Annotated in this window: 9 protein-coding genes; all 9 read left to right on the top strand. The window is 63.4% G+C overall.

Annotation, left to right across the window (positions count from 1 at the left end):
• The first annotated feature begins 3 nt into the window (after positions 1 to 3).
• The 9 genes from DXC18_RS07935 to DXC18_RS07895 all read left to right on the top strand — a co-directional run bounded on the left by DXC18_RS07935 (position 4) and on the right by DXC18_RS07895 (position 17,875).
• Positions 4 to 3,627: a UvrD-helicase domain-containing protein gene (locus DXC18_RS07935; protein ID WP_117583969.1), complete on the top strand. Its 3,624-nt coding sequence runs from the start codon at positions 4 to 6 to the stop codon at positions 3,625 to 3,627.
• Between the two features lie 175 nt (positions 3,628 to 3,802).
• The gene (dnaE, locus tag DXC18_RS07930) at positions 3,803 to 7,606 is read left to right on the top strand and encodes a DNA polymerase III subunit alpha (RefSeq protein WP_117716861.1); all 3,804 of its coding nucleotides are present in this window, start codon (positions 3,803 to 3,805) and stop codon (positions 7,604 to 7,606) included.
• A gap of 28 nt (positions 7,607 to 7,634) precedes the next feature.
• Positions 7,635 to 11,099: an SNF2-related protein gene (locus DXC18_RS07925; RefSeq protein ID WP_117716860.1), complete on the top strand. Its 3,465-nt coding sequence runs from the start codon at positions 7,635 to 7,637 to the stop codon at positions 11,097 to 11,099.
• A gap of 150 nt (positions 11,100 to 11,249) precedes the next feature.
• Positions 11,250 to 11,612 carry a desulfoferrodoxin family protein gene (locus DXC18_RS07920; RefSeq protein WP_089572163.1) on the top strand — a complete coding sequence of 121 codons (363 nt, stop codon included), beginning with the start codon at positions 11,250 to 11,252 and terminating at the stop codon, positions 11,610 to 11,612.
• 117 nt (positions 11,613 to 11,729) lie between these two features.
• Positions 11,730 to 13,715, top strand: a complete 1,986-nt coding sequence (locus DXC18_RS07915; protein WP_117583972.1) for a hypothetical protein — start codon at positions 11,730 to 11,732, stop codon at positions 13,713 to 13,715.
• A gap of 137 nt (positions 13,716 to 13,852) precedes the next feature.
• A complete protein-coding gene (ruvC, locus tag DXC18_RS07910; RefSeq protein WP_035137351.1) occupies positions 13,853 to 14,374 on the top strand; it encodes a crossover junction endodeoxyribonuclease RuvC in 522 nt (173 codons plus the stop codon).
• Entirely contained in the window at positions 14,374 to 14,994 is a 621-nt protein-coding gene (gene ruvA, locus DXC18_RS07905; RefSeq protein ID WP_117583973.1) for a Holliday junction branch migration protein RuvA, read from the top strand. Before ruvC ends, ruvA begins: the two co-directional genes overlap by 1 nt.
• Positions 14,994 to 16,061, top strand: coding sequence for a Holliday junction branch migration DNA helicase RuvB (ruvB, locus tag DXC18_RS07900; protein WP_117716859.1), 1,068 nt, complete (start codon positions 14,994 to 14,996; stop codon positions 16,059 to 16,061). Before ruvA ends, ruvB begins: the two co-directional genes overlap by 1 nt.
• Positions 16,062 to 16,207: 146 nt before the next feature.
• Positions 16,208 to 17,875: a formate--tetrahydrofolate ligase gene (locus DXC18_RS07895; protein ID WP_117583975.1), complete on the top strand. Its 1,668-nt coding sequence runs from the start codon at positions 16,208 to 16,210 to the stop codon at positions 17,873 to 17,875.
• Positions 17,876 to 17,935 lie beyond the last annotated feature (60 nt).

Here is a 17,935-nt window from a genome sequence, read left to right as displayed (position 1 = left end):
ACCATGGATCTTTCGACTTTGATGCCGCAACAGCTGCAGATCGTCAAAACGCTCGACCGTCCGCTGTTTGTCTCGGCGGGTGCCGGTTCGGGCAAGACCTTTACCCTCACGCGCCGCATCGTCTACGCGCTCTCGCCCGAATCCGGTCCGTTCGTTGAGCATCTGGACCAGGTGCTCGCCATTACCTTTACCAAAGACGCCGCGGCCGAGATCCGTGACCGTGTGCGCCGCACGCTCATCGACGAGGGCATGGACGAGGAAGCCCTGACCGTCGACGATGCGTGGATCTCGACCATTCACGGCATGTGCTCGCGTATCCTGCGCGCACATGCGTTGGAGCTGGGCATCGATCCCGAGTTCACGGTGCTCACCGATACCGACGAGCTTATGGACCAGGCTGTTGAGCATGTGCTGGCCCGCGCGACGGCGCCCGATGCCGCCCCCGAGCTCGCCGCTTCGCTTAAGGCCCTCTACGCTTGGTATCCCATGGCGGGCGAGGGTGGGCCGTTTGGCGCCGGTACCACCATTAAAGGGCTGGTGCGTGAGCTGCTGGAGCTCTCGAGCCAGCTGCCGGGCGGTATGGACGACGTGTGCGTGGCGCGCGGCCAGGCCGATACCTCGGCACTCGCCGATGCCTATCGTGCGGCGCTGGGCGCAAGCAAGGCCGCGACCGAGAAAGCGCAGGTGGCACTCGATGCCATCGACGCGTTTGAGGCGAGCGGCAAAACCATGGAGGATGCGGCGCGACTCATGATGTCGTGCAGCATGCCTCGGGCGAGCAAGGCGTTTTCTAAGGAGCAGGTGGAGCTACTCAAGGCCGAGGCTGCCGATGCGTTTATCAATATCGTGCTGGCCTGCGGTGGTCCCGCGCTCGATGCGCTGGCGGGGCTTGCTCGTGCTGTGGAGGCGGAATACCGCGCGCTCAAGGCTGACCAGTCCGCGCTTGATAACAACGACCTGCTGCGCATGGCGTACGAGGCGCTGCGCGATTATCCCGCCATCCGAGCGGCCTATGAGGGTCGCTTTAAGATGGTCATGATCGATGAGTTCCAGGATACCGACCAGATGCAGGTCGATTTGATCCGTCACCTGACGGGCGCGGGGGAGCGCGCACTGTGCACCGTAGGCGATGCGCAGCAGTCGATCTACCGCTTCCGTGGTGCCGAGGTCGAGGTATTCCGTCGCCAGGAGCGCAAGGTGGGTTCGACGACGGCGTCCGAGACGGTCGCCACGTCCGATGCCCCCGCCGGCGAGCTCGTCAAGCTTGTACGCAACTTCCGCAGCCACGACGAGGTGCTGCGCTATGTGGCGCGCGTCTTTGACGGCGACACCGGTGGTTTGATGCAGGGGTTCTTGGATCTTGAACCGAGCGACGAACGCGAGGACAAGCTCAAGGCGAAGGCATCGCGCCGCCAGGCGATTTTCGTTGCCGGTGGCAGTACGCAGGAGCGAACGCAGGCGAAAGCTCGTGCGATTGCGGAGCGATTCCAAGCACTCGTTAAAGCGGGCCAGCCCCAGGGCAGCATGGTCCTGCTGCTGGGCCGCATGACCAACGCCGATGTCTATGCGCAGGCCTTCCGCGACCAGGGGCTCGACTGCGTGATCGCAGGCGGCTCGGTCTTTGCCCAGGCAGCCGAGGTGCAGACGGTGCGTGCCCTGGTGTGCGCGCTTGCTAACCCGGCCGATACGGCGCAGGGTCTTATGCCGCTGCTGGCCTCGCCGATGTTTGCGCTCGGCGCTCAGGAGTTCCTGGCGCTGGCGACCAAGCTGGACGACCAGACGGGGGAAACCTCGCGCCGCAACATCGACGTGGGCATCATGAGCGATTCCGATGTGCCGGGTTTGCAAGACTTGCCGCTCGTGACGCGCGCCCGCGAGGTGCTGCGGTATGCGCTCCGTCGCGTGGGCCGCGATTCGTTCGCCGCCATCGCGCGCGACGTGGTCAACGCCTCCGGCTGGTTTGTACGTCTGGCACAGCGTGGTCCCGAGGGCAAGGCCATTGCCGCCAACGTGCTCAAGGCGCTCGACGCCGTGGCCGAGGCAGAGGCCGAGCTCGGCAACTCGCCGCGCTCCATTGCGCTCGCCTTCGACCGCTTCTTGGCGGGCAAGGAGGCCCCGGGCGCGCTCAACGAGGAGGGCGACGGCGCGGTACGCATCATGACGGTGCATGCGTCCAAGGGTCTGGAGTATCCGGTCGTAGCGGTTGCCGAGTGTTTTGGCGTGCGTAAGTCCTCGGGTGCGGCACAGATGGGTCGCGTCGAGGGCGGAGCGCAGATCGTGGCGCTGCCGGCACGCTTCGACGGCGTTAAGCTCGCCGACGGAACCTTTGTGAAGGGCGACGACGTCAAAAAGCAGTTTGAGCATGCGTTTAAGGGCAAGGGCACGTCGTTGTGGCTGCCGCCAGAGCTCATGGAGGACGTCTGTGCGACGGGCTCTCCCGCCGAGGCATTTGCCCGCCTGCGCGACGACGACCTGCAGCTTTCGCTCGAGGAGCGGGCCCGCTTGCTCTATGTTGCCATGACGCGTGCGCGAGAGCTGGTGATCTTGGCGATGGATGCCGGCGTGAGCCGCGGCAAGCTGTGCGCGCCGACCTTCGACGTCGAGACCGATCTGACCTATGACGTGCTGCGTCGTATTCTGCCTACCGACGCTCTGGACATGCCGCAGCTCGATGCCGACCGCCTGGTGTTCGACAACTCCCAGCCGGGCGACTACGAGCTCATTTCGCTCGCGGACTTTTCCTTTGGCGAGCAGGCGTTTGAGGCCAACGCTTCACTGGATGCCGAGGGCAGGCTTGTTCGCGGCGATGTCGATACAGATACTGCCGACGATTCGGCCAGTACAATCGTCCCCGGTCCTGCCGACCCCGAACCCGATGCGTTCGAGCTCGTGCATCCCCAAGCGGTGGGCGTACGCATGGGCATCTGCCCGTATCCGGTGCGCGATTCGTACAGCTACTCGTCAATTGCCGCGGCGCTGCATGCCGAGTCCGAGGACCGTGCCACCGAGGCGCATGTGCCCATGGACGAGGCTGGCGATGATGCGGAGTCTGATGGTTCCGAGATGGCGGATGCAGACGTGGCCGCTGTCGAGCCCGCCGGCAATCCCATGGCGCTGGGCTCGGCCTTCCACGCCGCCTGCCAGTGGCTGATCGAGATGGGTGCCGATGCGCTGCCCGCCGAGCGTGCCGACGCCCTGGCTCGCCTGTGGCGCCTGACGCCGGAACAGCGCGAACGCTTCGACGTTGCCCTGGATCGCTGGCTCAAGTCGGCGGTCCGTGCCGAGCTGCTTGCCTGGCCGTGCGTTCGCGCCGAGGTGCCGTTCTTTTCGCTGGGCTGCGAGGACGAGGACATCGCTCGCTACGGTGCATATGCCGAGGGCGCCATCGATGCTTTGGCGACGAACCCGGCGGATTCGTCACGCGCGCTGGTCATCGACTACAAGACGGGCGGCACACCGGACGAGACGCCGGAACAGCTGCAGGAGAAGCACGCCCTGCAGGCGCGCGTTTACGCTGATGTTCTGCACAAGGCGGGCTTTGAGGCCGTGACCGTCAAGTTCGTCCGCGTGGAGCAAGTCGACCCCGCCAACCCGTGCGAGCCTCAGGTGGTCACCTACAGCCTCTAGCCCTCAATAACTTGCGGTGGAATACGGACTGTTTTGGCCAAAAAAGCCGCCAAACAGTCCGCATTTCACCGCAACTGCGTGAGGAGCCGTGTGGGTTTGGCTAGGTTCGGGTGCCGTCCGCGCCGTGCGGTAAAATCGTTCAGTCAGAACACGAACCCGCATCGGAGCTCATCACATGGCATTCGTCCATCTGCACAATCACACTGTTTTCTCCATGCTCGACGGCGCAACCCGTATCCAGGATATGGTCAACCGTGCCGTTGAGCTTGGCATGCCTGCCGTGGCCATTACCGATCACGGCTACATGTATGGCGTGCCCGACTTGGCGCTGGCCTGCGACGCCGTTAACCACAACACGCCCGAGTACAAAACCTGGAGCCACGACAAGGCCTTCTTGGAAAAGGACCGCCGCGACGAGCTGGTGGAGCCCGACCCCGAGGAAAACCCGCGCGAGCATGCCCAGTACGTTAAGGACATGGCTATGTGGGACGAGAAGGGCAATATCGACGAGCTCAAGCCGCCCCTGGTCATCAAGCCCATCTTTGGCTGCGAGGTCTACTTTACGCCGGACGAGACCCTTGCCCGCGACCATAAGCCCGAGCTCTACCACATGATCCTCCTGGCCAAGGACCAGGAGGGCTACGTCAACCTGATGCAGACGGTTTCCGAGGCCGCCGTGCAGGGCTTTTACTACAAGCCCCGCGTGACGCTCGACAACCTGCGCCGCCATGCCAAGGGCATGATCTGCACGAGCGCCTGCATCGCGGGCATCATTCCCAAATACATCGACCGCGGTGACATGGAGGGCGCCATCAAGTGGGCCGAGACCTTCCGCGATACCTTCGAACCCGGCGACTTTTATATCGAGATCCAGGAACACGGCATCACCACCGACAACGGCCTGACCGATGAGCAGATGGACCGCACGCTCATCGACATCGCCAAGCAGGTAGGCGTCAAGGTCATCGCCACCAACGACTTCCACTACCTGCGCCGCGAGGACGCTCCCGTGCAGGACGTCATCATGTGCATCGGCATGAACGCCAAGGTCGACGACCCCAACCGCATGCGCATGACTGGCTCGGAGTTTTACATGAAGACCGAGGAGGAGATGCGGGCGATGTTCCCGTATTGCCCCGAGGCCTGCGACAACACGCTCGAGATCGCCGACAAGTGCTACGTCGAGCTGGACTGGGACTCCATCATCCTGCCGCGCTTCCCGTTGCTCGACCCCGGCGAGACGCACGAGAGTCAGTTCCGCCGCGAGTGCGAGAAGGGCCTGCGCCAGCACTACGGTGACGACTGGGCCACGCGCGAGATCGGTGGCGTCAACATCAAAGAGCGCTTTGAGTACGAATACAAAGTCATCTGCGACAAGGGCTTTGCCGCCTACTTTTTGATTGTTGCCGAGTACGTGCAATGGGCCAAAGACAACGGCATCGGCGTCGGCCCCGGCCGTGGCTCGGCTGCCGGCGCTATCGTCGCCTACGCCATGAACATCACCGCGTTCGATCCGCTCGAGAACGGCCTGATGTTCGAGAGGTTCCTGTCCCCGCAGCGTACCGAGATGCCCGATATCGATATGGACTTCGACGATGAGCGGCGCCTCGAGGTCGTGGAGCACGTTCGCCAGCTCTACGGCCCCGAGAAGGTCACCCACGTCATCACCTACTCGACCATTAAGGCCAAGCAGGCCATCAACGACGCCGCTCGCGTCCTGGACTACCCGGTCTACATGGGCCAGCGTCTGTCCAAGATGGTCTCGAGCGACCCCAAGGTCAAGCTCAAGCAGGTGCTCGAAAAGCAACCCGGCAAAGAGGACCTGTTTAACCCCGATTTTGCCGAGGCATATAAAAAGGACGACGACGCCCGCCGCATCATCGACACGGCGCTCTCAATCGAGGGCCTCACCCGTGGCGAGGGCGTGCACGCGTGCGCCGTTCTGATCTGCCGCGACCCCGTCAACGAGCACGTGCCCACCAAGCTCGACACCAAGGGCGGCGTCGAGATTACCCAGTACGAGGGCCATACCGTTGCCGACATGGGCCTGCTCAAGATGGACTTCTTGGGCCTGCGCACGCTGACTGTTATCTCCAAGGCCAAGGCAAACATCAAAAAGAACTTCGGCATCGACATCAAAGAGGAAGAGATTCCCTTTGACGACCCCGAGATCTTTAAGCTCATGGGTTCCGGCCACACCGCCGGCGTCTTCCAGGTCGAGTCCGCCGGCATGACGGCCACGATCAAGAACATGAAGCCCACCGAGTACAAGCACGTCGTGGCATTGATCGCTCTGTACCGCCCGGGCCCGCTGGGCGCCGGCATGGTCTCGTCTTACATCAACCGTATGAACGGCAAGGAGCCGGCGGTCTCCTACGACGACCGCCTGGACGACATCCTGGGCGAAACCTACGGCACCATGGTCTACCAGGAGCAGGTTATGCTCATCTCCGTCGAGATGTGCGGCTTCTCCAAGGGCGAATCGGACTCGCGTATCCGTAAGCCCGTGGCTAAGAAAAAGATCAAGCTGCTCACGTCGACGGTGCTTCACTGGGAGGATGGCTCGGACGAGACCACCTACGACCACTGGATGAACGGCGCTATCAAAAATAACTACACGCGCGAGGTCGCCCAGAAGATTTGGGACGATGTTCTCGAGTTCGCGTCCTACGCCTTCAACAAGTCGCACTCCGCCGGCTATGCCATTCTGGTTATGCAGACGGCGTGGCTCAAGGCGCACTATCCGCACGAGTACATGGCGGCCGTTCTGACGTCCTATACTGGCAAGACCGACAAGATCGTGCACTACGTCTCGGCATGCCGTCACGACGGCATCCCCGTGCTGTCGCCAGATGTCAACGAGTCCGGTACCGAGTTCACGGCTACCAAGGAGGGCGTGCGCTTTGGTCTGGCCGGCATCCGCGGCGTGGGCACCGGCGTGGCGCAGGCGATTATCGCCGAGCGCGAGGCGGGCGGCCCGTTTAAGACGCTGCACGACTTTGTCGAGCGCGTGGACTCGAGCCAGGCCAACCGCCGCGTGATCGAATCGCTCATCAAGGCAGGCGCCTTCGACTCCACGGGGTATCCGCGTCGCCAGATGATGCACTTTGTGGATAAGAACAACCCCGAGAACATCATCGATGCCGCGGTGAAGCGCCAGAAGGATCGCGCGAGCGGCCAGACGTCGTTCTTCGACATGTTTGGCGACGTTGAGGGCTCGGGCTTTGAGGTGAGCGTGCCCGATCCGGATGGCCAGGAATGGGACCGCCACCTTAAGCTGAGCCAGGAGAAGGAAGTTCTGGGCATCTATGTCTCGGACCACCCGCTGCGCCCGTTTGAGTATGCACTAGCCAAGGCGCGCGACTTCTCGTTCTCGCAGATCGACACCGGCTACGAGGTTCAGAATCCTACGGGCGGCACCATCAACCAGGAGATTCCCGAGGGCAAGGCGCTGTGGTGGGCCGGTATGGTCTCGAGCGTGTCCAAGCGCGTGACCAAAAACGGTGACCCCATGGGCATCGTGCAGCTCGAGGACATGGAAGGCGAGGCCACCGTCGTCGTGTTCCCCAAGACCTATAAAGAGGCCGAGGGGTACCTGTACGGCGAGGTCGATCCCGAGACCGGCGCGCAGCTGTCCGATGCCTTTGTGCGCATTAAGGGCAAGCTCGAGCGCTCGGACCGCGGCGACCAGATCATCGCGCAGGAGATCGTGCCGCTCGAGCTTAACGAGGAGAACAACAAGCCCAAGGTGTTTGAGGTCATGGTGCCCAACAGCCGCTTTAGCCAGGGCAATATGGCGCGTCTTGCCACGGTGCTTACCGCCAACCCGGGCGGCGATCGCGTGGAGATCTTTATCGAGCAGGTGGACGGGCGCGTGCTACGTGCCGAGGTGCCGGCCAAGGTCAACGCGCGCTCGATTCCGCTGCTGGCCGAGGCCAAGGCCATTGTGGGTAACCAGGGTCGCGTGACGGTGATCTAAGCTACCCCGGGTGAGATTGGAGGAAGTGATGGCGCAGGGGACGTTTGTGCAGGCGCTTCGCAAAGAGGCGGCGTTGAGCGGCACCTTTATGAAGGGCCGATCGCTCATGCTCAACGGCGCCGTGCTGTCGATTGAGGACAGCGGCTCGCGCTTCTCCAAAAACGTGACGGTTGAGGGCTCGGTGCGCGGCTCGCGCGGCGACCTGTACAAGACGCACGTGGCGCTCGATATGGACGAGCACGAGGTGGTCGACTACGACTGCGACTGCCCCGCCGCATACCGCTATCCCGGTATGTGCAAGCACGCCATCGCCACAGCGCTGGCGTACCTGGACACCAGCGGCATTGAGCCTGTTGAGGGGCTGCGCACGCCGGTTCGCACGTTTACGGCGCAGCCGAAACAGCCCGCGCGTGCCGCGTCCGCCGCGCCGGCCGTCAACCCCAACTTTCCCTTCCCGGCGCCCGTCCCCACGAGCCCGAGCCTTGTGGCGGCGCTTTCCGATCTTTCGGACGCGCGCATGGATGAGCTGGCGAGCATGCGCCGCAAACTTGCCGGTGCCGTTGATCCCGACGCCCCCAAAGCGGCGTTGGAGCCCTCGTTGGTGCCGTACTACAATCCGCTGTTCGCTGACCGCTTTAGCTGGGCGCTCGAGTTCCGCATTCGCTGTGGATCGGTCTCCTACGTGGTCAAGGACATCGACGGCATGGCCGATGCCTACGTGCGCGGCGGCACGTTCTCCTATGGCAAGAAGCTCACGTTTGTCCATTCACCTGAGGCCTTTGACGAAACATCGGCAAAGCTGCTCAACCTTGTTGTGACGACAGTTGCCTATCTCGATGACATCACAAGCTCGCGTTCGGCGTCGTACGACTTTGCCCGCAGCGGTTTTGTTGCCGAGCGTCAGTTGCCGCTGTCCGAGCATAGCATCGTATATGTGCTGGACCTGCTGCGCGGCCAGACCATCTCCTTTGAGCCCGCCTGGTCGCGGGGGACGACGACGCGTCGCACCTACGACGTGGCGGTTGAGCCGTCTCCGCAAGGGGAGGACGAGGCGTCCGCTAAGCGCCCACCACTTCTTGCCGCCAAAATCGCGCCGGCGGCTGGTGGTAGCTATGACCTGCGCCTGCCCGCCGATATGTACTGCTTTGCGTCGGGCGATGCCGCCTACTTGGTTGACACGCGCCGCGCGCGCCGTACCGACGCTGCATTTGCTCAGCATGCCGCACCTTTTTTGTCGCGCTTGCTGCCGTGCCGCACGCCCGCCCATATTGCCGCCGAGCAGGTGGGTGAGTTCTGCCGTATGGCGCTGCCCATTTTGCGCGACTATACCGACCTCACCGCGCCCGCCGCGCTCGATACCGTGGCGCCCGAGCCGAGCTTTGCCATGGCAATCGGCGTCGACGATGGGCTCGTGACCTGCAAGATTACGGTTACCTACGGCGACTGGTCGGCGGATCTCTTTAGCCTGGGCGCTCCGGGCAGTCCCTTTGAAGAGCAGCGCCCCGGCGTGCCGCCCCGCGACGAGGTGGCGGAGTTTCGCGTTATGGATACGGCGGCCCTGTACTTCGATTTCTACGAGGGCGGTCTGGCGTTTGAGGAGCGCGATGATGAGAGCTTGTTCTGCCTGCTGACCGAGGGCCTGTCCGCCCTGTCCGAACTGGGTGAGGTCATGCTCAGCGACCGTCTGCGCCAGATCTCGGTCCGCCCCGCGCCCAAGCTCTCGGTTCGTGCGACCGTTAAGAGCAATCTGCTCGATGTCGAGCTGGGCGCGAGCGGGCTTTCGGCCGCGGACCTTGCCGTCTATCTCGATTCGTACAAGCGCCATCAAACGTTTGCGCGCCTTACGTCCGGCGACATCATTCGCCTGGACGAGGGGGCGCGCGCCGCGTTTGGCCTTGCCGAGGACCTGGGTGTCGATGCCGTCGACCTGCTCGACGGCGTGTCGCTTCCCGCGTCGAGCACCCTGTTCGTCGACAGCATGCTCGCACGCACGCCGGCGCTCGAGGCCGATCGCGACGCTGCGTTCCGCCGTACCGTCGAGCGCCTGGACACGCTCGGCAAGATGGACTTTACGGTGCCGGCATCGCTCAAGGCAACGATGCGCGGCTACCAGGTCGACGGATACCAGTGGCTCGGCTCGCTCGAACACCTGGGCCTTGGCGGCATCTTGGCCGACGACATGGGCCTGGGCAAAACGCTCCAGATGATTGCGCATATTCTGGCGCGCGTGGAGGCGGGGGACACCAAGCCCACGCTCGTGGTATGCCCGGCCTCACTCGTGTACAACTGGACTGCCGAGCTGGAGCGCTTTGCCCCGTCGCTCGATGTGTGCGCCATTGTGGGCGCCAAGGCTCAACGCCGCGTGCAGATCGCCGGCGTGGCCGAGCATAGCGTGGTCGTGACGTCGTATGACCTTATGCGGCGCGATATCGACGAGTACGTCGAGCAGGATTTTGCCCGCGTGGTGCTCGATGAGGCACAGTACATTAAAAATCCGCTCACGCAGGTGGCGCGCGCTGCCAAGCGCCTGCCTGCCGGCGTGCGCTTTGCCCTGACGGGCACGCCCATCGAAAACCGCCTGTCCGAGCTCTGGAGCATCTTCGACTTTTTGATGCCGGGCCTTTTGGGGACACGCGAGTCGTTTGCCAAGCGCTTTGAGAGCCCCGTCGAGCATGCCGAGGGCGATAGCGCCGCTCGCCTGCAGGCGCTCGTGTCGCCGTTTGTGCTGCGCCGTGTTAAGGAAGACGTGGTGGCCGACCTGCCCGAGAAGATCGAAGACACCGTCATGGCACAGCTTACCGGCGAGCAACGCAAGCTCTACCTGGCCAACCAGGACCGCATCGCCCAGCAGGTGCAGCACCGCGAGGCTGGGGAGTTTAAGAAAGACAAGCTCAAGGTGCTCGCCGAGCTCACCAAGCTGCGCCAGATCTGCTGCGACCCGCGTCTACACTACGAGGATTACAAGGCGGGGAGCGCCAAGCTCGATACGTGTATGGAGCTCGTGCACGGCGCACTCGACGGCGGGCATCGCATCCTGTTGTTCAGCCAGTTTACGGGTATGCTCGATATCATCGGTAAGCGCTTGGCCAAGGAGGACATCGCCTTCCTTAAGCTCACGGGCGCTTCGTCTAAGGAGAGCCGCGCCAAGATGGTCGCGCAGTTCCAAGCGGGCGAGGTTCCGGTCTTTTTGATTTCGCTCAAGGCGGGCGGCGTGGGCCTTAACCTGACGGCGGCCGACGTGGTCATCCACTACGACCCGTGGTGGAACGTGGCAGCGCAGGACCAGGCGACCGACCGCGCGCACCGTATTGGCCAGCAACATACCGTGACCGTGTACAAGCTCATCGCCAAGGACACGATCGAGGAGCGCATTATGCAGATGCAGGAGTCCAAGCGCGACCTGGTCAACAGCGTGCTCGGCGGCGACGGCATCTCGTCGGCGCTGTTTACCCGCGAAGATGTTCTGGCGCTGCTGGGCGGCGACGGGCGCTAACCCGCTCGGGTGGGGCCGCCAGGGCGGATAGCGCACGCTGCCCCATCGTCCCCGCCCGTTATGTGTTCGTTTGCAATGCCGTGGATGGTTTGTCTGCCTTTGGGCATAAGAACCATCAAGAACATTGGCACGTCAGCAAAGGAGAACATCATGGCGAAATTCTTTAAGGACCCCGACGGTAAGCTCATTGCCGCCCTTGGCAACGACGTTGCAACCCCTGCCGGTTGCACGGAACTGACCGCAAACACTGAGGACGCGGCGCACGAGAAGCACGTGCCTGTTGTCGAGACCGAGCGCGACGGTCACGTGATTCGCGCACGCGTTGGCTCGGTCGAGCACCCCAGCCTGCCCGAGCACTATATCGAGTGGATCGCCCTTGAGGCCGAGGGCCGCTTAGAGGTCCATTACCTTGAGCCCGGCATGAAGCCCGCGACGTTTTTTGCCGGCGGTTCCAAGACCGGTACCGTCTATGCCTACTGCAACCTGCACGGGCTGTGGTCCGCGACGTTCTAGGAGCGCGCCCCCGCTCGGGGTATCATAGCTAGCATATGCACATGCGAGCGCCGACTGCATCATGCGGCCGGCGCTTTTACTACGATTTCGATGGTTTACGACGGAAAGGGCTGAGCCATGAAGCTCGCGCTTGCACAGATCGATATGCGCCTGGGTGATATTGAGGGCATTTGCGGCCGCATCGAGGACCAGGCTCGTCTGGCCCACGAGCGCGGGGCGCGCGTGCTGTGCGTTCCGGCTCCGCTCTTTATGGGCGCCATGCCCGGTGGCCTGGTGGGCGCTGCCGACTTTGAGCACGACATGCTTGCCGGCTTGACTGGTGTCGCCGAGCGCATCCAGGAGCTTGACATGATCTGCATCGTGCCCGCGGCGGTTTCGTTTGAGGGTCAGCCGCTGCTCGACTACATGATGCTCAAGGACGGTCATGTGGTGCCGGCGCGTTCGAGCATTGCCCTGCAGCGTGGCGAGAACAACGACACGCGTTGGGCGCCGCCGGTGTTCGACGTGGACGGCGTGCGCATCGCCGTGATTTTTGACTTGGACCGCGAACTCGAGATGTTGCCGACCGGTGTTGACCTCATTGCGTATTTCCAATTCAATGCGTTTGACATGACCGACCGCGAGACTGCCGCCATTGCCGCCGTTCGCAGCGGCGCCTACCGCAAGATCGCATCCAAGCGCAGCGTGTGGTTTGCCTGTATGGCGCCGGTCGGTGCCTATGACGAGTCGGTGTATACCGGCGGTTCGTTTGTGCTCGACGACTGCGGTCGCGTGGTGGCCCAAGCGCCGTGTTTTGAGGAGAGCCTGCTGGTTCAGGAGATTCAGCGCGGCGTGATGCTCGATGCCCTGGAAGATCACGAACTGCCCGAGTTCCGTTCCGAGGAGTGGCTGTGGCAGGCGCTGGTGCTCGCCGTGCGCGACAACGCCCGGGCCCACGGTGCGTCGCGCGCCGTGGTGGCACTCGAGGGCGACTTGCCGTCGTCCCTGCTGGCGGCGCTGGCCGTCGACGCTCTGGGCCCACGTAATGTGATTGGCCTGGTGCTGGGGCGCAACCGCATCTTTACGCCGGCGCAGGAGGAGGCCGAGGCTGCTCGCTGTGCCGCCGTTCGCGCCATTGCCGAGCGCCTGCATATTCGCACGGTTGAGCGCGATGCGCCGGATGCCGCGCGCGTGCTCGACCGCGATGTGTCGGCGGGCGACGCCGAGCGCCTGCGCTCTCGCACGCTGGGCCTCATGCTGGAGGATACGGCGCTCGAGCTGGGTGCGATGGCGTTGAGTCCGCTGTCCAAAACCGAGTACGCGCTGGCGGCGCCGGCGCTTTGCGGCGGCTACCAGGGCGATTACGCGCCCTTTGGCGATGTGTACCTGTCGACGCTTGAGTTTGTGGCGCGTGTGCGCAACCGCGCGTCTGCCGTGGTGCCCCAAGAGCTCGTGACGCTCAACGCGGTAGAGGATTGCATGGATCGCGTGCTGTCGCAGGCGCTCGCGACGCTCGCCGGCCCGGTTGATATGCTCGATCGCGCGGCGCAGCTGCTTGGCGGGCTTGAGCCGGGCGAGGTCGATGGTGCGCTCGAGTCGCACGTGGACCGCAACCGTCCCTTTGACGACATCCCGATGGCCGCTGCCAAGCCTGAGGCCTGCTCGCTGCTGCTGATGCTCGTTCGACAGGGTGAGGCTGCCCGCCGCATGTTGCCGACGGCGCCGATCGTTTCGTCCCGTTCGTTTGCCGAGCGCTCCTGGCCGTACATGCTCGCGTGGTCCGACCTGGGGCTTAACGGCAAGGAGCGTATGACGGTCGATTCGCTGGCGCGCGCCGAGGTGCGCCGTTTTGCTGACGAGGATACGAGTGAGCGCGTGCGAAACGAGATGATGGGCGTGCTGGGCGAGCTACTGGGTATTTCGCCCGAACAAATGGAGGAGTTGCGCTCTGAAGACGGTCAGCGTCGTTTACACGAGGGAATGAAAAAGTTCGAGGGCGAGGTTCAGGACGCCATCGATAAGATGATGGGCGGCCAGGGTGGCCCGCAGGGTGGGCCCCAGGGTGGCCCGATGCCGCATCCGCCGGTTGATCCCCGACAGTTCCCATTCTTCTCGCAGAACTAAACTGGGGATGGGATTCGCTCTCAACCCCGATACTTCAACTAAGCATCTTGACCCCGTTGTGTTATTCTAGAACAGACGTTCGTGAGTAGTGCGCGGGGCCTTGCCTTGCGCTTGGTAAAAGACGAGGGGAGGTTGGCTTGGTTATTTTGGGCATCGACCCCGGTTTGGCTCATACGGGTTGGGGGATTATCGAGGAGCGGCGTGGCGAGGTTCGCTGCCGTGCCTATGGCTGCATCGAGACCAGCGCAGGCAGTCCGCTCGCGGTGCGCCTGTCGCATATCGCCCGCGACCTCAAGGGTGTCGTGGAGCGCTATCGACCCGATACCGCTGCTATCGAGAGCATTTACTTTGGCGCCAACGTTCGCTCGGCCATCCCTACGGCGCATGCCCGTGGCGCCGCGCTCGTGGCGCTTTCGGAATGCGCGCTCGAGATTGGCGAGTATACGCCTATGCAGATTAAGCAGGCTGTTGTGGGCACCGGCGCTGCGGACAAACGGCAGGTCGCGTATATGGTTCGTACGCTCACGCAGCTCGATCACGACCCGCATCCCGACCATGCCGCCGATGCCCTGGCCTGCGCCATCTGCCACGTTAACCTCAGCCGCACCCGGGCGCTTACCGGCGGCGAGTTCTATCAACAGAGAGGAACCGGATACTGATGATCTCCCAGCTCCACGGAACGCTTGTCGAGGCCACGATGAGCTCTGCTGTCGTCGATGTGTCGGGCGTTGGCTTTGAGCTCGGCATCTCGGGCAGCACTGCGGCCACGTTGCCGACGCCCGGCGGTGAGGTTCGCCTCTATACCCGTATGCAGGTGCGCGAGGACGCCATGACGCTCTTTGGCTTTGCTTCCAAGGACGAGCGCACGATGTTCGATCGGCTCGTGTCCGTGTCGGGTGTCGGTCCGCGCCTGGCGCTTGCCGTGCTCTCCACCTATACCGTGGGCCAGCTGTATTCTCTGGTGATGGCCGAGGACGACAAAGGCATGGCTAAGGTGCCCGGTGTGGGCAAAAAGACCGCCCAGCGCCTCATCCTGGAGCTCAAGAGTACCTTTGCCAAGGACAAGGGCTTTGTTCCGGTCGGCGTAATTCCCGGTCAGGTTGCGATGCCGGTTCCCGCCGCCGCTCCCTCGGCGATCGATGACGCCCGTGCGGCGCTCCTTTCCATGGGCTTTAGTCCGCAAGAGACCGAGGTTGCCCTGAGCGGGTATGATGGGCAGGATATGCGTGTCGAGGACCTGCTCGGCGCGGCGCTTAAGCGACTCGGAATGGATGCGTGATGTGGGAAGCCGATGACTCTCAGGACCTGTGGGCGACGCCCGGCAGCTCGCCGGCGGCATCCATGGCGCACGGTGAGCGCATGGTGGGCTCGGAGTTGACGCCCGAAGACCTCGATGTCGACCGTACCCTGCGTCCCCAGCGCCTGGACGACTACTGCGGTCAGGAGCATATCAAGCAGAGCCTGCGCGTGCTCATCGAGGCGGCGCAGAGTCGTGGCGAGACGCTCGACCACGTGATCTTCTCGGGCCCTCCGGGTCTAGGCAAGACCACGCTGGCTACGGTTATCGCCAACGAGCTGGGCGCTCAGATCAAGACGACGAGTGGTCCGGCCATTGCGCGTACCGGTGACCTGGCGGCTATCCTTACCAACCTGCAGCCGGGTGACGTGCTGTTTATCGACGAGATCCATCGTCTTAACCGTTCGGTCGAGGAAGTCCTGTATCCCGCGATGGATGACTTTGCGCTCGATATCGTGATCGGCAAAGGCCCGGCCGCACGTTCGATTCGCCTGGATATCCCCAAGTTTACGCTGGTGGCGGCAACGACCCGCTCGGGTATGCTGACCGGCCCGCTGCGCGACCGCTTTGGCATTTCGTATCGCCTGGACTACTACACGGTCGAGGAGCTTGCCCAGATCGTGACGCGCTCGGCGACCATTCTGGGCGTGACGATCGACCATCCGAGCGCGCTCGAGATCGGCTCGCGTTCGCGTGGTACGCCGCGTCTCGCCAACCGTCTGCTCAAGCGTGTGCGCGACTATGCGCAGGTGCGCGGCGACGGCCCCATCGAGCTCGATATCTGCCGTCAGGCACTCGAGTTCTTCGAGATTGATGAACTTGGTCTGGACTGGATGGACATTCGTATCTTGGAGACGCTTGCCAAGACGTTCTCCGGCCGTGCCGTGGGCCTGACGACCCTTGCCAGCGCGGTGGGCGAGGACCCGGGTACGCTCGAGGATGTCTATGAGCCCTACCTGCTGCAGTGCGGCTTGATGATTCGCACGCCCCAGGGCCGCCAGGCAACGCTTCGCACCTTTGAGCACTTGGGCATCGAGCCAGCCGTTTAGAGGCGGGTTTGTTTTGGCTGGTCTGTAGGCTATCGCTGGGCATCGGGTAAACATATCGCCATTCATCGGTTACGGGTGTTTTACTATTGCGCGCCCGTGCTATGCTGAATTGGTCTTTTTCTCATCCGGTAACGAAAGGACCGCCCATGCCTACTGACATCGAAATCGCACGTTCCGTCACGCCGCTGCCTATTACCGAGGTGGCTAAGAACGCCGGCGTCGACGTAAAGCACCTGATTCCGTACGGCTTCGACAAGGCTAAGGTCGACTATTCACTGCTCAACGAGCCGACTGACCACCAGGCCAAGCTCGTCCTCGTGACCGCCGTCAACCCCACGCCCGCCGGCGAGGGCAAGACCACCACGACCATCGGTCTGGCCGATGGCCTGCGCCGTCGCGGCGTCAAGAGCGCCGTGGCCCTGCGCGAGCCTTCGCTCGGCCCCGTTTTTGGCGTCAAGGGCGGCGCCGCCGGTGGCGGTTGGGCCCAGGTCATCCCCATGGAGGATATCAACCTGCACTTTACCGGCGACTTCCACGCTATCGGTGCCGCCAATAATCTGCTGGCCGCTATGCTCGACAACCATATTCAGCAGGGCAACCAGCTCGGTATCGATGTTAAGCGCATCACCTGGAAGCGCGTCGTCGACATGAACGACCGTCAGCTGCGCCACGTTATCGACGGCATTGGCGGCAAGGCCCAGGGCGTGCCGCGCGAGGATGGCTTCGACATTACTGTTGCTTCCGAGGTCATGGCGATCTTGTGCTTGTCCACGAGCATCAACGACCTCAAGGAGCGCCTGGGCGAGATCGTCGTCGGCTACAGCTTTGCCGGCGAGCCCGTCCGCGCCCGCGACCTCAAGGCTCAGGGCGCCATGGCTGCGCTGCTTAAGGATGCGCTCAAGCCCAACCTGGTGCAGACGCTCGAGGGTACGCCCGCGTTTGTCCACGGCGGCCCCTTCGCCAATATCGCCCACGGCTGCAACTCCATCATGGCCACGCGCATGGCTATGCGCTTTGGCGATGTCGCCATTACCGAGGCAGGCTTTGGCGCCGATCTGGGTGCTGAGAAGTTCCTCGACATCAAGTGCCGCATGACGGGCGTTCGTCCCAGCGCCGTCGTGATTGTCGCCACCGCCCGTGCGCTTAAGTACAACGGCGGCGTTGCCAAGGCCGACCTCAACGACGAGAACCTCGATGCCCTCAAGGCCGGCATGCCTAACCTGCTGCGCCATGTTGACAATATCCAGAACGTCTATGGTCTTCCCTGCGTGGTCGCCATCAACCGCTTCCCGACGGACACCGAGGCCGAGCTTGCGCTCATCGAGTCCGAGTGCCAGCAGCTCGGCGTCAACGTTAAGCTTTCCGAGGTCTGGGCCAAGGGCGGCGAGGGCGCGCTCGACCTGGCCGATGAGGTCATGCGCCTGATTGAGCAGCCGAGCGAGCTCAAGTTTGCCTACGAGGACGGCGCCGATGTGGCCGATGCCCTCGAGGCCGTCGCCACCAAGGTTTACCGCGCCGATGGTGTCGACTTTACGCCGGCTGCCAAGCGTCAGCTCGCCGAGCTGCGCGAGAACGGCTTTGGCAACCTGCCGGTGTGCGTCGCCAAGACGCAGTACAGCTTTAGCGACAACGCCAAGGCGCTGGGCGCTCCCGAGGGCTTCCGCATCACCGTGCGCGAGCTCAAGGTTTCCGCCGGTGCCCACTTTGTGGTTGCGTTGACTGGCAGCGTTCTGACCATGCCGGGTCTGCCCAAGGTTCCCGCGGCCGAAAACATCGACGTCGACAACGACGGCAACATTACCGGCCTGTTCTAAGCCTGCTGCCCATAGCTGCTTGTCCGCCCCGCCGTGCCCACAAGGCCCGGCGGGGCTTTT

The organism is Collinsella sp. OM08-14AT, assembly GCF_003438115.1.
Lineage (GTDB): Bacteria > Actinomycetota > Coriobacteriia > Coriobacteriales > Coriobacteriaceae > Collinsella.
The sequence above is the reverse complement of the archived record's forward strand: the minus strand, read 5'-3'. Positions and strand labels throughout refer to the sequence as shown.